This window comes from Inhella inkyongensis (assembly GCF_005952805.1).
In the GTDB taxonomy this organism is placed as follows: domain Bacteria; phylum Pseudomonadota; class Gammaproteobacteria; order Burkholderiales; family Burkholderiaceae_C; genus Inhella; species Inhella inkyongensis.
Genome location: NZ_CP040709.1, coordinates 3,936,141 through 3,950,188, shown reverse-complemented (window position 1 = coordinate 3,950,188; position 14,048 = coordinate 3,936,141). Strand labels below are relative to the sequence as shown.

General features: G+C 66.1%; 14 protein-coding genes. 9 read left to right on the top strand and 5 right to left on the bottom strand.

Annotated features, from left to right (window positions below; all coding sequences use genetic code 11):
- Positions 1-6 precede the first annotated feature (6 nt).
- From gatB to gatC, 3 genes are read right to left on the bottom strand one after another with little or no spacing between them, the layout of a single operon-like run.
- The gene (gene gatB, locus FF090_RS18485) at positions 7-1,497 is read right to left on the bottom strand and encodes an Asp-tRNA(Asn)/Glu-tRNA(Gln) amidotransferase subunit GatB (RefSeq protein ID WP_138858141.1); all 1,491 of its coding nucleotides are present in this window, start codon (positions 1,495-1,497) and stop codon (positions 7-9) included.
- Positions 1,498-1,499: 2 nt separating this feature from the next.
- The gene (gatA, locus tag FF090_RS18480; RefSeq protein WP_138858140.1) at positions 1,500-2,984 is read right to left on the bottom strand and encodes an Asp-tRNA(Asn)/Glu-tRNA(Gln) amidotransferase subunit GatA; all 1,485 of its coding nucleotides are present in this window, start codon (positions 2,982-2,984) and stop codon (positions 1,500-1,502) included.
- A complete protein-coding gene (gatC, locus tag FF090_RS18475; protein ID WP_138858139.1) occupies positions 2,981-3,280 on the bottom strand; it encodes an Asp-tRNA(Asn)/Glu-tRNA(Gln) amidotransferase subunit GatC in 300 nt (99 codons plus the stop codon). Before gatC ends, gatA begins: the two co-directional genes overlap by 4 nt.
- A gap of 208 nt (positions 3,281-3,488) precedes the next feature.
- Here gatC and FF090_RS18470 point away from each other — a divergent pair, with 208 nt between their 5' ends.
- The 5 genes from FF090_RS18470 to rodA are packed head-to-tail and all read left to right on the top strand — an operon-like array spanning position 3,489 to position 9,112.
- A complete protein-coding gene (locus FF090_RS18470; RefSeq protein ID WP_138858138.1) occupies positions 3,489-4,532 on the top strand; it encodes a rod shape-determining protein in 1,044 nt (347 codons plus the stop codon).
- Positions 4,533-4,538: 6 nt separating this feature from the next.
- Complete coding sequence (gene mreC, locus FF090_RS18465) at positions 4,539-5,441, top strand: rod shape-determining protein MreC (RefSeq protein WP_138858137.1); 903 nt, start codon at positions 4,539-4,541, stop codon at positions 5,439-5,441.
- 22 nt (positions 5,442-5,463) lie between these two features.
- Positions 5,464-5,982, top strand: coding sequence for a rod shape-determining protein MreD (mreD, locus tag FF090_RS18460; protein ID WP_138858136.1), 519 nt, complete (start codon positions 5,464-5,466; stop codon positions 5,980-5,982).
- The gene (gene mrdA, locus FF090_RS18455) at positions 5,982-7,958 is read left to right on the top strand and encodes a penicillin-binding protein 2 (protein ID WP_138858135.1); all 1,977 of its coding nucleotides are present in this window, start codon (positions 5,982-5,984) and stop codon (positions 7,956-7,958) included. The genes mreD and mrdA overlap by 1 nt, the downstream gene beginning before the upstream one ends.
- Complete coding sequence (gene rodA, locus FF090_RS18450; protein ID WP_138858134.1) at positions 7,955-9,112, top strand: rod shape-determining protein RodA; 1,158 nt, start codon at positions 7,955-7,957, stop codon at positions 9,110-9,112. Before mrdA ends, rodA begins: the two co-directional genes overlap by 4 nt.
- Here rodA and FF090_RS18445 read toward each other — a convergent pair.
- Both FF090_RS18445 and FF090_RS18440 read right to left on the bottom strand, forming a co-directional pair.
- The gene (locus tag FF090_RS18445) at positions 9,099-10,559 is read right to left on the bottom strand and encodes a sensor histidine kinase N-terminal domain-containing protein (protein WP_310732979.1); all 1,461 of its coding nucleotides are present in this window, start codon (positions 10,557-10,559) and stop codon (positions 9,099-9,101) included. The two genes, rodA and FF090_RS18445, sit on opposite strands and share 14 nt — an antisense overlap.
- 79 nt (positions 10,560-10,638) lie before the next feature.
- A complete protein-coding gene (locus FF090_RS18440) occupies positions 10,639-11,334 on the bottom strand; it encodes a response regulator (RefSeq protein WP_138858133.1) in 696 nt (231 codons plus the stop codon).
- An 83-nt stretch (positions 11,335-11,417) separates the two neighbouring features.
- On the opposite strand from FF090_RS18440, the gene recA reads away from it, so the two are divergent.
- The 4 genes from recA (at position 11,418) to FF090_RS18420 (ending at position 14,022) form a co-directional block, all read left to right on the top strand.
- A complete protein-coding gene (recA, locus tag FF090_RS18435) occupies positions 11,418-12,458 on the top strand; it encodes a recombinase RecA (RefSeq protein WP_138858132.1) in 1,041 nt (346 codons plus the stop codon).
- A 10-nt stretch (positions 12,459-12,468) separates the two neighbouring features.
- The gene (locus FF090_RS18430; RefSeq protein WP_138858131.1) at positions 12,469-12,858 is read left to right on the top strand and encodes a nuclear transport factor 2 family protein; all 390 of its coding nucleotides are present in this window, start codon (positions 12,469-12,471) and stop codon (positions 12,856-12,858) included.
- Positions 12,859-12,863: 5 nt separating this feature from the next.
- The gene (locus FF090_RS18425) at positions 12,864-13,364 is read left to right on the top strand and encodes a regulatory protein RecX (RefSeq protein ID WP_246071600.1); all 501 of its coding nucleotides are present in this window, start codon (positions 12,864-12,866) and stop codon (positions 13,362-13,364) included.
- 97 nt (positions 13,365-13,461) lie between these two features.
- Positions 13,462-14,022 (top strand): DUF2889 domain-containing protein, encoded by a 561-nt coding sequence (locus FF090_RS18420; protein ID WP_138858129.1) that lies wholly within the window; start codon positions 13,462-13,464, stop codon positions 14,020-14,022.
- Positions 14,023-14,048 lie beyond the last annotated feature (26 nt).

Genomic DNA, 14,048 nt, shown 5'->3' with positions numbered 1-14,048 from the left:
GGCGGGTTAGCGGCTGAGCTTGCTCTTCAGCAGCTCGTTGACCAGGGCCGGATTGGCCTTGCCCTTGGTGGCCTTCATGGCCTGACCGACCAGCGCGTTGAAGGCCTTGTCCTTGCCGGCGCGGAACTCTTCCACCGACTTGGCATTGGCGGCCAGCACCTCGTCGAGGATGCGCTCAAGCTCGCCGGTGTCACTCATCTGCTTGAGGCCTTTGGCCTGAATTGCCGCATCGACTAGTGCACAAGCTCCGGCTTCGTCTGATGGCTTCCCGGCGTCCCAGATAAAGCTGAATAGCTCTCTTGCGCCGTTGTTTGAGATCGTCCCGTCGGCAACGCGGCAAATGATTGCTCCGAGAAGTTTGGGGCCAACAGGGAGGTCTGAGTCCGCCAAACTGCGTGGCGGCATTTCGCCATTCAGCCTGCGGGATATTTCGCCCATCAGCCAATTGGCGACCAACTTGGGCGCCTTGCAGGCGTCGCGCGCGGCCTCGTAGTAGCGCGCCACCTCGAGCGAGGCGGTCATCATCTGCGCGTCGTAGGCCGGCAGGCCATCCTGGCTCTCAAAGCGCGCCGCCATCACCGCCGGCAGCTCGGGCAACTCGGCCTTGACGCGTTCGACCCAGTCGCTGGAAATCATCAGCGGCGGCAGGTCGGGATCGGGGAAGTAGCGGTAATCGGCCGCGTCTTCCTTGCTGCGCATGGCGCGGGTCTCGCCGGTATCAGGGTTGAAGAGCACGGTGGCCTGCTGAATGGCGCGGCCGTCCTCGATCTCGTCGATCTGCCAGTTGACCTCGTAGTTCACGGCTTGGATCAGGAACTTGAAGCTGTTCAGGTTCTTGATTTCGCGCCGTGTGCCAAAGGGCTGGCCCGGCTTGCGCACCGAGACGTTCACGTCGCAGCGGAACGAGCCCTCCTGCATATTGCCGTCGCAGATGCCCAGCCACATCACCAGCGCGTGCAGGGTCTTGGCGTATTCGCAGGCCTCCTCGGCGCTGCGCATCTCGGGCTCGGAGACGATCTCCAACAGCGGCGTGCCTGCGCGGTTCAGGTCGATGCCGCTTTGCCCGTGATAGTCCTCGTGCAGGCTCTTGCCCGCGTCCTCTTCGAGGTGGGCGCGGGTCAGATTGATCACCCGCTCTTGCTCGCCCAAAAGGAAACGCACCTGGCCGCCCTGTACCACCGGGATCTCGTACTGGCTGATCTGGTAGCCCTTGGGCAGGTCGGGGTAGAAGTAGTTCTTGCGCGCAAAGATGGACAGCGGCGCGATGTGCGCACCCACCGCCAGGCCGAAGCGGATGGCGCGCTCCACGGCCCCTCGGTTCAACACCGGCAGGGTGCCGGGCAGGGCCAGGTCCACGGCCGAGGCCTGGGTGTTGGGCGCGGCGCCGAAAGCGGTGGAGGAGCCGCTGAAGATCTTCGAGGCGGTGGAGAGCTGGACGTGGTTTTCCAGGCCGATCACGACCTCGTAGCCGCGCACCAGTTTGGATGTCGTCGTCATGTTCAGAAACCCTTGGGCACGGCGCGGTGCCAATCGGTGGCGATCTGCAGCGCATGCGCGGCGTGCAGCAACTGCCCTTCTTGGAAATAGTTGCCCAGCAGCTGCAGGCCGACGGGCATGCCGTGCGCGCCGAGGCCCACCGGCACGCTCATGCCGGGCAGTCCGGCCAGCGAACCGGGCAGGGTGAAGATGTCGGCCAGATAGGCCTTAACCGGGTCGTCGCCCTGCTCGCCCAGCTTCCAAGCCACCGTGGGGGCCACCGGGCCGGCGATCAGGTCGCACTGCGTGAAGGCCTGCTGGAAGTCGTCGGCAATCATGCGGCGCAGCTTCTGCGCCTGCAGGTAGTAGGCGTCGTAATAGCCGTGGCTCAGCACATAGCTGCCGATCAGGATGCGGCGCTGCACCTCGGGGCCGAAGCCTTCGCTGCGGCTGCGCTTGTACAGGTCCAGCAGGTCCTTGGGGTCGTCGCAGCGATGGCCGTAGCGCACACCGTCGAAGCGGGAGAGGTTGGAGCTCGCCTCGGCCGGGGCAATGATGTAGTAAACGGGAATCGCCAGCTCGGTGCGCGGCAGGCTGACTTCGACCAGGGTGGCGCCCAGCCTCTCCAGTTCGGCCAGGCCGGCACGCACGCGCTCGTTCACATCGGCGTCCAGCTGGGCCGGGAAAAATTCCTTGGGCAGGCCGATGCGCAGGCCGGCAAGGGGCTTGGCGGCGCTGGCGCCTGCACGGGCCTGCAGCATCTGGGCGTGGAAGTCCTGCGGCGGCTGCTGCAGGCTGGTGGCGTCGCGCTCGTCAAAGCCGCTCATGGCGGAGAGCAGCAGCGCGCAGTCTTCGGCCGAGCGCGCCATCGGGCCGGCCTGGTCCAGACTGGAGGCGAAGGCGATCATCCCGTAGCGGCTGCAGCGGCCGTAGGTGGGCTTGATGCCGGTGATGCCGGTGAAGCTGGCGGGTTGGCGGATGGACCCGCCGGTGTCGGTGCCGGTGGCGGCGGGCACCAGGCCGGCGGCCACGGCCACGGCCGAGCCGCCCGAGCTGCCGCCCGGCACGCGCGTGCTATCCCAGGGGTTGTGGGCCTTGGCGTAGGCACTGTTCTCGTTCGACGAGCCCATGGCGAACTCGTCGCAGTTCAGCTTGCCCAGGGAATGCGTGCCAGCCGCGTTCAGCTTGGCCACCACCGTGGCATCAAAGGGGCTGCGGTAGTTCTCGAGAATCTTCGAACCGGCCGTGGTGGGGTGCTGGGTGGTGACGAAGATGTCCTTGTGGGCCAGCGGCAGGCCCAGCAGCGGCGCGGCTTCACCGGCCGCGCGGCGCGCGTCGGCCTGAGCGGCAGCGGCCAAGGCGCCGTCGGTGTCCAGATGCAGGAAGGCGCCCAGGGTTTGATGGGCCTGCGCCCGGGCCAGCAGGCCTTGCGTCCACTCAACGCTGCTGATCTTCTTCTCAGCCAGGGCCTTCAGGCCGTCGGCCACGCCCAAATGGTGCGCGCTCATTCGATCACCTTGGGAACGAGAAACAGGCCGTCCTCAACGGCGGGGGCAGAGACCTGATTGGCCTCGCGCTGATTGCTCTCGGTCACGGCGTCTTCGCGCAGGCGCAGGGCCACCTCTTGCACGCTGGACAGCGGCGTGTAGAGCGGCTGCACGCCGGTGGTATCCACCGCGCGCATGGTTTCGACGATGTCGAAAAAGCCATTCAGTTGCGTCAGCAACTGTTCCGCCTGGGCGGGCGGGCAATCGAGCCGCGCCAGATGGGCGATGCGGCTCACGTCGTTCAGGGTCAGGGCCATGGATTTCCTCTTGCGGCGCGCGATGCTGAAAAAAGCCAGCAGAAGCAAGACCTTAGGGGGTCTCTCCTACAAGGCGCGCGGGGGGGTGCTGGTATTATCTCTGGCCCCATTTTCCGAGGCCGCCAGAGCGTTTTAGTGCTGGCGGCCTCGCCGTATTCACGCCACGGAAATGCATGTTTCCGGGCCCCCCGGTTAAAGCACCCTCGCCATGTTTGGTTCCCTGCGCCGCTATTTCTCCACCGACCTCGCCATCGACCTCGGCACCGCCAACACCCTGATCTATGTCCGCGACAAGGGCATCGTGCTGGACGAGCCCTCGGTGGTCGCCATCCGCCACGAAGGTGGCACCAACGGCAAGAAGACCATCCAGGCCGTGGGCAAGGAAGCCAAGGCCATGCTGGGCAAGGTGCCCGGCAACATCGAGGCCATCCGCCCGATGAAGGACGGCGTGATCGCCGACTTCGTGATCACCGAGCAGATGATCAAGCAGTTCATCCGCATGGTGCACCCGCAGTCGATGATGCGCCCCAGCCCCTGCATCATCATCTGCGTTCCCTGCGGATCGACCCAGGTGGAGCGTCGCGCCATCCGTGACGCCGCCCTGGGCGCCGGTGCTTCGCGCGTTGAGTTGATCGAAGAACCGATGGCGGCCGCGATTGGTGCCGGCCTGCCGGTGAGTGAAGCCGCGGGCTCGATGGTCATCGACATCGGTGGCGGCACCACCGAAGTGGGCGTCGTGTCGCTCGGCGGCATGGTCTACAAGGGCAGCGTGCGCGTCGGTGGCGACAAGTTCGACGAGGCCATCATCAACTACATCCGCCGCAACTACGGCATGTTGATCGGCGAGCCCACCGCCGAGGCCATCAAGAAAAACATTGGCTCGGCCTTCCCGGGCAGCGAAGTGCGCGAGATGGAGGTCAAGGGTCGCAACCTCAGCGAGGGCGTGCCGCGCAGCTTCACCATCAGCAGCAACGAGATCCTCGAAGCCCTGACCGATCCGCTCAACCAGATCGTCTCTGCCGTGAAGAACGCGCTGGAGCAGACGCCGCCCGAGCTGGGCGCCGACATCGCCGACCGCGGCATGATGCTGACCGGCGGCGGCGCGCTGCTGCGCGATCTGGACCGCCTGCTGCGCGAAGAGACCGGCCTGCCCGTGCTGGTGGCCGAGGACCCGCTGACCTGCGTGGTGCGCGGTTGCGGCATGGCCCTGGATCATCTGGACCGCACCGGCTCCATCTTCACCTCGGACTAAGTCCTCGTGGCGCTCGCCACCCTCGACCGTCGCCCGCCGCCGCTGTTTCGGCAGGGCACGACGGCGCTGACCAAGCTGCTGATCTGCACGGTGCTTTCCGTGGGGCTGATGGTGGCCGATGCGCGCATGGGCTGGGTGGCGCCTTTGCGCACGGCCTTGGCCTGGGTGCTGAATCCGGTGCAGCGCGCCTTGCTGGCCCCGGTGGACGCCTGGGAGGGCCTGCAGGACCGCCTGCGCGGTGCCGAGGCGGCCATGCAGGCCGAGCAGGCCGCCCGCAATCAATTGGCCCAACAGGCCCTGATCCTGGCGCGCACCCAGGCTTTGCAGGACGAGAACGCGGCCTTGCGCCGCCTGCTCGCTTTGCGCGAGCCCCTGCCGGTACAGAGCCACTCGGCCGAGGTCTTGTTCCAGGCCGGTGACCTGCATGGCCGTCGATTGGTCATCGATCGCGGTCAGGCCGATGGCCTGCAGGCCGGCGCACCCGTGATCGATGAGCGCGGCGTGCTGGGTCAGATCACCCGCCTTCATCGCAACACGGCCGAGCTCACCTTGCTGAGTGACCGCGAGGCCAGCATTCCGGTTCTCAATGCCCGCACCCAGGCGCTGATGGTGGCCTACGGCGGCGAGCGCAGCAGCGGCATGGAGTTGCGCTTTGTGGCCGCCAATGCCGACATCAAGCCGGGCGATGCGCTCACCACCTCGGGCCTGGACGGGATCTATCCGCCCGGCTTGCCGGTGGCGCGGGTGGTGGAGGTGCAGCGCCAGGGTCAGACCAGCTTTGCCCGGGTGACGGCCCGCCCGTTGGCGCAGGCCGACCGCGCGCGTCAGGTGCTTGTGCTGGCCGCCCCTGAGGCCGTGACCGCCGCTCGCCGCGAGCTGGAGTCCACGCCGAGCAGGAGCGCGCCATGATCATGCTGAATAGGAGCGCACCATGATCATGCCGCGTGGCTCCCAGCTGCTGCTGCCTGCCAAGCCCTGGTTCATCGGCCTGACCCTGCTGCTGGCCTTGTTGGTGGAGATGGTGCCGCTCGGGCCGATGCCCGCCAAGCCGGACCTGCTGGCCGTGGTGCTGGTGTTTTGGAACGTGCACCAGATGCGCCGCATCAGCGTGGGCTGGGCCTTCTTTCTGGGACTGCTGATCGACGTCCATCATGGGGCCTTGCTAGGTCAGCATGCGTTGGCCTATAGCGGTCTGGCCTTTCTGGCGGTGAGCCTGCACCGTCGTCTGCTCTGGTTCACGGTGCTGGAGCAGATGGTGCAGTTGCTGCCGCTGTTTGCGGCCGCCCATTTGGTGCAGTTCGCGGTGCGCATGCTGCTGGGCGGCATGGCGCCCAGCCCCTGGTTGCTGCTGGCGCCGCTGTTCGAGGCCCTGCTGTGGCCGCTGACCACGGCGCTGCTGCTGGCGCCACAACGACGCGCTCCGGACCGCGACGAGAACCGACCCTTGTAATGGCTCTGATCCGCGACTCGGTGCAGGAGTTGGCGCGCTACCGCCTGCGCGTCTGGGCCGCCATCGCGCTGGTGCTGCTGTGCTTTGCGCTGCTGATCTTTCGGCTCTTCACGTTGCAGGTGCTGCGCCATGAGGACTTGTTGGCCGAGGCCGAGAACAACCGCGTCACGGTGCTGCCCGTCACGCCCAATCGGGGCCTGATCAAGGACCGCAATGGGGTGGTGCTGGCCAGCAACTACTCGGCCTACACCCTGGAGATCACCCCCACCAAGATTCAGGGGGATCTGGATGCCATGATCGACCGCCTGGCCGAGGTGGTGGAGATCCAGCCCAAGGACCGGCGCCGTTTCCAGCGCCTGCTGGCCGATGGCAAGCGCTTTGATTCGCTGCCCATTCGCAACCGCTTGAGCGACACCGAAGTGGCGCGCTTCACCGCGCGGCGCTGGGAGTTCCCCGGTGTGGATGTGCAGGCGCGTCTGTTCCGCCAATACCCGCTGGGTGAGGTGGGCAGCCATTTGCTGGGCTATATCGGACGCATCAACACGAAAGAGCGCGAGGCCATGCTGGACTGGGACGAGGAGGCCCAGGCCAACTACCGCGGCACCGATCACATCGGCAAGCTGGGTCTGGAACAGGCCTATGAGGCCGAGCTGCACGGCATCACCGGGTTTCAGCGCGTGGAGACCAGCGCCGGCGGTCGGGCGGTGCGCAACCTGGGGCATCGCGCGCCCACGCCGGGCAATACCCTGAAGCTCTCGGTCGACATCAAGCTGCAGCATCTGGTGGAGGAGCTGTTTGGGGACCGCCGTGGCGCCTTGGTGGCCCTGGACCCGCGCAACGGCGAGGTGCTGGCCTTTGTGTCCAAGCCGGGTTTTGATCCCAATCTGTTTGTGGACGGCATCGATAGCGAGAACTGGAAGGCGCTCAACGAGTCGCTGGACAAGCCGCTGCTGAACCGCGCGCTGCGCGGCACCTACCCGCCAGGCTCGACCTACAAGCCCTTCATGGCGATGGCCCTGCTGAACACCGGCACCCGCGACGCCGACAAGATCATCAACGACACCCTGGTCTATCACTTCGGTGGCCGCGCCTTCGGCAGTCCGTCGGGCGAGCGGGGCGGCGCGATGAATATGCGTCGCTCCATCGTCGAGTCGTCCAACGTCTACTACTACAGCGCCGCCAATGAGTTGGGGGTGGACCGCATCCATGCCCAGCTGCAGCCCTTTGGCTTTGGTCGCTTGACCGACATCGATCTGCAGGGCGAGGTCACCGGCGTGCTGCCCAGCCAGGAGTGGAAGCAGCGTCGCTTCAAGCAGAAGTGGTACCCGGGCGAGACCATCTCGCTGGGCATCGGCCAGGGCTACAACGCCTTCACGGTGCTGCAGATGGCCAGCGCCACCGCCACCTTGGTCAGCGGGGGGCAGCGTTTCAAGCCCCGCCTGGTGCGCGAGATCGAGGACGTGGTGCGGCATGAGACACGGCGGGTGTCGGCCGATGCCCTGACGCCGCTGCCGCTCAAGCCCGAGCACGTGGCGGTGGTGAAGGATGGCTTGCATGGCGTGACCTTTCAGGGCACGGGCACGCGTGTGTTTGCCGGTGCGCCTTACCAAAGCGGCGGCAAGACCGGCACCGCCCAGGCCGTGGGCCTCAGGGCGGGTCAAAAGTACAACGCCGCGCTGATGGAAGAGCGGCGGCGCGATCACAGCTGGTACATGGCTTTTGCGCCCTTGGACGAACCCAAGGTGGCCCTGGCGGTGATCGTCGAAAACGCCGGATTCGGCTCGGCCGCCGCGGCGCCCATTGCGCGCCGGGTGTTCGACTACCTGTTGCTCGGTCAGGTGCCCAGCGAGGAGGATCTGGCGCTGATGAAAGAGGGCAAGGCCATGGCGCCGGTGGGCAAGCCGCGCCCGGCCAGCGAGTGGCTGTTGCCGGGCCAGGTTGCAGCACCCTCGCCGGCGTCGGGAGCTTCAAGATGAACCAGGTGATTGCACGTCCCGCCCTGTGGCGTCGCCTGCGGCCCTTGTGGCGGGGCATGGATGGCCCGCTGCTGCTGGCTTGCCTGTGGCTGATGGGCTGGGGCTTGCTGGCGATGTATTCCATCGGTCACGACCATGGCACGCGCTTTGTGGACCACGCGCGAAACTTCGCCATCGGCGCGACGGTGATGTTCCTGGTGGCCCAGGTGCCGGCGCAGAAACTCACCCGCTTGGCCCTGCCGCTCTATGTGGCGGGGGTTACCTTGCTGGTGGCGGTGGCGCTGTTTGGCATCACCAAAAAAGGGGCGACGCGCTGGCTGAATATCGGCATCACGCAGATCCAACCCAGCGAAATCCTGAAGATCGCCACGCCCCTGATGCTGGCCTGGTGGTTCCAGTTGCGCGAGGGTCAGCTCAAGCTCTTGGACTTCGTGATCGCTTTTGTGCTTCTCGGGCTGCCCTTCGGCTTGATCGCCAAACAGCCCGATCTGGGCACGGGGCTTCTGGTGTTGTTCGCCGGGCTCTATGTGATCTTCTTTGCCGGCCTGTCCTGGAAGCTGATCCTGCCCCTGTTGACGGCCGGCGTGATTGGCATCGGCGCGCTAATCGCCTTCGAACCGCAGATCTGCCAGGACGATGTGGACTGGAAGGTGCTCAAGACTTACCAGAAGACTCGCGTCTGCACCTTGCTGGATCCGCACAAGGACCCACTGGGCAAGGGCTTTCATGTGCTGCAGGGCGAGATCGCCATTGGCTCAGGCGGTGTGACCGGCAAGGGCTTCATGCAGGGTACGCAGACCCATCTCGAGTTCATTCCTGAGCGCACCACCGACTTCCTGTTTGCGGCCTTCGCCGAGGAGTTCGGCCTGCTTGGCGCGCTGGCTCTGTTGCTGGGTTATGGCGCTTTAATCCTGCGCGGACTGGTGCTTGCGGCCAATGCGCCCAGCCTGTTCGAGCGCCTGCTGGGCGGCGCCATCACCATGTCGGTGTTCACCTATGTGTTCGTCAACATGGGCATGGTGATCGGCATCCTGCCGGTGGTGGGCGTGCCGCTGCCTTTCATGAGCTATGGCGGCACGGCGATGGTGATGCTGGGGCTCTCGCTCGGGCTACTGCTGGCCATCGGCCGCAGCCGCTCCTTCATGCAGAGGTAGCTTCCGGAAGTGCGGAGAAGCGCAGGGTGAAAAGCGCGCCGGGGGGTTCGCCGCCGCGGCGGGTGCGGGCGTCGCTGAGTTCGATGCGGCTGCCGTGGCGCTCGGCAATCTGGCCGGCGATCGTCAGGCCCAGGCCCGAGCCATCCACACCGGTCCCCAACTGCCGGTAGAAGGGCTGGAACACGCGCTCGCGGGCCGCTTCTGGAATGCCGGGGCCGTTGTCCTCCACCTGCAGCACCACCACACGGCCGAAGCGATCCTCGCTGACGCGTACCGTCACCATGCCGCCGGTGGGGGTGTAGTTCAGGGCGTTGTCCACCAAGTTGCGGATCAGCTCTTCGAGCAACCAGGGTTGGCCGGGGATGCGCAGCGCGCAGGTGGCGGGGCCGTCAAAGCCAAGGTCAATGCGCTTGGCCAAGGCGCGTGGCACGAAGTCCTGCAAGGCGCCGCGCGCCAGTTCGGCCAGGTCCACGGGCTCGGTGGGCGCCACCTCGCCAGCCCCTTCAGAGCGGGCCAGCGCCAAGAGTTGGCTCACCATATGGGCAGCGCGCTGGCTGGACAGCGCGATCTGCTCCAGTGAGCGACTCAGCTCCGCTGGGCTGGCCTGGCCGGACTGTATGGCCCGGCCCGCCAATTCGGCCTGGGTACGCAGACCCGCCAGCGGAGTCTTGAGCTGGTGGGCGGCGTCGGCCAGGAATTGCTTTTGTGTGCGCATGGCGCCCTCGCGCCGCGCCAGCAGGTCGTTGATGGCGCGCACCAGCGGCGCCACTTCCTCGGGGGCGCCCCCTTCATCGATGGGGCTCAAGTCTTCGGCAGCGCGGTTGCGAATTTTCTGCTGCAGAGCTTCCAAAGGGCGAAAGCCTTGGGTCAGCGCCAGCCAGGCCAGCAGGGCGGCCAAGGGCATGAGCAAAAACTGCGGCAGCAGCACGCCCTTGATGATGTCGCTGGCCAGGCGTTCGCGCCGGCCCAGGGTCTCGGCCAGTTGAATGGTCAGCCGTTCATCGTCGGCCGCTGCCGCATGCGGGCGCACCCACAGCGCGGCCACGCGCAAAGGCTCGCCGGCCAGTGAGTCGTCGCGCAACTGCACTTGGCCGGCTGCGCTACGGCCCAAGTCGGGCACGGTCAGCCGGCGCTCACCCGCCAGCAGCTCACCACGCAGGCCCAGGACCTGGAAGTGCACGTTGTCACCGTCGTCGCTGCGCAGCAGGCCCAGGGTCTGTGCGCTCAGGTGCAGGCGCTCGGGTTCTGACAAGGCCTGCTGCGCCAGGGCGCGGGCGGTCTCTGTCAGTTCGCGATCAAAGGGCTGGCTGGCGATGGACTGCGCCACCGCCCAAGTCAGCAACACCGAGATCGGCCACAGCACCAGCAGCGGCGCCAGCATCCAGTCCAGCAGCTCGCCGAACAGCGAGCGTGGGCCGCGCGGAACAGCGGGAAACGGTGGGCTCAAGAAGGGGCCCTCTGGTTACCGGGTGACCACCTCCCCGAGGGAAGGGAGCACGCCCTTCGTAGCGGCCGTGCGGGCGTGATCACGAATCGGCAGCGATCCGTTCCAGGCAATAGCCCAGACCGCGCACAGTCGCGATGCGCACCGGGCCTTGCTCAATCTTCTTACGCAGGCGGTGCACGTAGACCTCGATGGCGTTGTTGCTCACCTCATCGCCCCAGCTGCACAGATGTTGCACCAGCTGTTCCTTGCTGACCAAGCGCCCGGCGCGCTGCAGCAGCACTTCCAGCAGTGAGAGCTCGCGGGCCGACAGCTCCACCATCTGCTCGTTCAGATAGGCGACGCGGCCGGTGCTGTCAAAGCTCAGCGGGCCATGCTTGATCAAGTGGCCGCTGCTGCCCAGGCCGCGCCGCGTCAAAGCGCGCACGCGGGCCTCCAACTCCTGCAGCGCAAAGGGCTTTGCCATGTAGTCGTCGGCGCCCAGGTCCAGGCCCTGCACCCGCTGCTCAACGCTGTCCGCAGCGGTCAGGATCAACACCGGGACATGCGCATTGAGCGCATTGGGCGCGCTGCGGGCGCGCAGGCGGCGCAGCACTTCAAGCCCCGTCATGCGCGGCAAGCCGATGTCCAGGATCAGCAGATCAAACTCGTCCGTCAGCAGGGCGGCATCGGCCTCACTGCCACTGGCCACCTGGTCCACCGCATAGCCGGCAGCCCGCAAGGCGCGCACCAGAGCGTCGGCCAATACCTGGTCGTCTTCGGCGATCAGAATTCTCATGGCTTCATCTTAGGGAGGTAGCTGACGCGGGCCTTGCGGCGCATCTATACTCCTGTACAAACATCCAGTTCAAAGGAATTGCCATGAGCACCGCCGCCGTCACCTCTGAGAAGCAAAAAGCCCTGGCCGCCGCGCTGGCCCAAATTGAAAAGCAGTTTGGCAAGGGCTCCATCATGCGCCTGGGCGAGGGCGAGGTGATCGAGGACATTCAAGTGGTTTCCACGGGGTCGCTGGGCCTGGACATCGCCTTGGGGGTCGGCGGCCTGCCGCGCGGCCGGGTGGTCGAGATCTACGGCCCCGAGTCCTCCGGCAAAACCACCCTGACCCTGCAGGTGATCGCGCAGATGCAAAAGCTGGGCGGCGTGTGCGCCTTCATCGACGCCGAACACGCGCTGGATGTGCAGTACGCCCAAAAGCTTGGCGTGGATCTGCAAGATCTGCTCATCAGCCAGCCCGATACCGGCGAACAAGCGCTGGAAATTGTGGACGCCCTGGTGCGTTCGGGTTCGGTGGACCTGATCGTGGTGGATTCGGTGGCGGCCCTCACGCCCAAGGCCGAAATCGAAGGCGAGATGGGTGACGCCCTGCCCGGCTTGCAGGCCCGCCTGATGAGCCAGGCACTGCGCAAGCTCACCGGCACCATCAAGAAGACCAACACCATGGTGGTTTTCATCAACCAGATCCGCATGAAGATCGGCGTGATGTTCGGAAGCCCCGAGACCACCACAGGCGGCAATGCGCTGAAGTTCTACGCCTCGGTGCGCCTGGACATCCGCCGCATCGGGTCGATCAAAAAGGGCGAGGAGGTGATCGGCTCCGAGACCAAGGTCAAGGTGGTGAAGAACAAGGTTTCGCCCCCCTTCAAGACCGCCGAGTTCGACATCCTCTACGGCGAGGGCATCAGCCGTGAAGGCGAGATCGTTGACATGGGCGTGGCGCACAAGATCGTCGACAAGAGCGGCGCCTGGTACGCCTACAAGGGCGAAAAGATTGGCCAAGGCAAGGACAACGCCCGCGAATTCCTGCGCGAGAACCCCGACCTGGCGTTCGAGATTGAAAACCGCGTCCGCGAAGCGGTGGGCGTGGCGCCGCAGGCGGCCGCGACCAACGGTTCGGCGGAATAAGGGGCTCTGCGTGGATTGCCAAGCCCTGGAAGCCGAGGACTTGCTGCGTCAGTTCTGGCAACTGGCCAACACCCAGCAATGGACGGCCATGGGCCAGCTGCTGGATCCGGGCCTGCGCTACGAAGTGCCGCAGACCCGCGAGTTCATCACCGGGCGCGAGGGCTTTGTGGACTTCTTTGCGACTTGGCCCCAGCCCTGGCGGGTGGAGGTTGAGCGCTGCATCGCCCAGGGCGATCAACTGGCGGTGCAAATGAGTTTTCATGACGACTCCGGCAGCCCGATGACCTGCGTGGGCTTCTATGAACTGGCCGGCGGACGGATTCGCCGCATCGTCGAGTACTGGCCGGTGAACTACGAGCCCCCGGCACGCCACAGCGCCCACGTGCAGCGTCTGCCTTGACGATTGTGGGCCGCTGCATGGATGCCAAGGCCCTACGGACCCGCGCCCTGGCCCTGCTGGCCCTGCGCGAGCACAGCCCGCAGGAGTTGCAGCGCAAATTGCTGCAGGCCTGGCAGCGCGCCAGCCAGAAGAGTGGGCAGGAAGTGCCCGAGGATGCTGAACAAGTGGTGTCCGAACTCGCCGAGCAACTGTCAGCCCAGGGTCTGCTGAGCGCTGAGCGCTATGTCGAGGGTCGCCTGCGCACGCGCGCCCCACGTCTGGGGGCCCGTCGACTGCAAGCCGAGTTAGCACAGCAGGGGCTTAAGCCGGAGGGGGAGGTCTGGGAGTCGGTGCAGGCGAGCGAGAGTGAGCGCGCGCGCGCCCTGCTGGTGAGGCGCTTTGGCGAGGGCGCGCCACCAGATGCCAAGGAGCGGGCGCGGCGGGTGCGCTTCCTGGTCAGCCGCGGTTTTGATGGGGGGCTGGCGATGAGCTTGACGCGCTCCAGCGCGCTCGATGCACTTGAGTAAGGTCAGATTCGCGTCAGACCCCGCCTGATATATTGCCGCCCCAGCCCCGACGCGCGCCTCGCGTGGCCTCGGGGTTTTTTGCTGCCCGAATTTCATGATGTCCCCCGCGCCCCCCGAACAACGCCAGTTGCTGCACCGCCGCAATCTGGCGATAGAGGTGTTTGAGCGCGCCGATGGATTGTTTGACGTCGAGGCCCGGCTCAGCGACGTCAAGACCCGGGACATGCAGCTCGCTACCGGGCTGCGTCAGGCTGGGGCACCGATCCACGACATGGGCCTGCGCCTGACCATCGATCGCGCACTGAATGTGAAGGCAGCGGACTCCTTCACTTCGTCCATGCCCTACCCAGGCCGGTGCGACGCACTCGAAGGGGTTTACGGGCAGCTGGTGGGCTTGAATCTCTTGCAGGGCTTTCGTGCGGGCCTCAAAGCCAAGCTGGCCGGCGTGCAGGGCTGCACCCACCTCACCGAACTGGCCGGCGTACTGCCCACGGCCGTGATTCAAGCCTTTGCGGGTTACATCCTGGACACCCGCGAGGGCAGCGGCGACGATCAGCCCCCCTACCAGATCGACCGCTGCCACGCCCTCAGGCGCGACGGCGCGGTGGTGCAAACTTACTACCCTCGCTGGTATCGGCCTAGCCCTGCCAGCGCTTGATTTTTCCCTTCCCTCCTAACCTTCCA

Bases quoted from the DNA above. Each gene is read 5' to 3' on its own strand.
- gatB (WP_138858141.1), bottom strand. From the start codon at position 1,497: ATGACGACGACATCCAAACTGGTGCGCGGCTACGAGGTCGTGATCGGC.
- rodA (WP_138858134.1), top strand. From the start codon at position 7,955: ATGAACCAGGTGATTGCACGTCCCGCCCTGTGGCGTCGCCTGCGGCCC.
- FF090_RS18420 (WP_138858129.1), top strand. From the start codon at position 13,462: ATGTCCCCCGCGCCCCCCGAACAACGCCAGTTGCTGCACCGCCGCAAT.
- FF090_RS18440 (WP_138858133.1), bottom strand. From the start codon at position 11,334: ATGAGAATTCTGATCGCCGAAGACGACCAGGTATTGGCCGACGCTCTG.
- mrdA (WP_138858135.1), top strand. From the start codon at position 5,982: ATGGCTCTGATCCGCGACTCGGTGCAGGAGTTGGCGCGCTACCGCCTG.
- gatA (WP_138858140.1), bottom strand. From the start codon at position 2,984: ATGAGCGCGCACCATTTGGGCGTGGCCGACGGCCTGAAGGCCCTGGCT.
- mreD (WP_138858136.1), top strand. From the start codon at position 5,464: ATGATCATGCCGCGTGGCTCCCAGCTGCTGCTGCCTGCCAAGCCCTGG.
- recA (WP_138858132.1), top strand. From the start codon at position 11,418: ATGAGCACCGCCGCCGTCACCTCTGAGAAGCAAAAAGCCCTGGCCGCC.
- gatC (WP_138858139.1), bottom strand. From the start codon at position 3,280: ATGGCCCTGACCCTGAACGACGTGAGCCGCATCGCCCATCTGGCGCGG.
- FF090_RS18470 (WP_138858138.1), top strand. From the start codon at position 3,489: ATGTTTGGTTCCCTGCGCCGCTATTTCTCCACCGACCTCGCCATCGAC.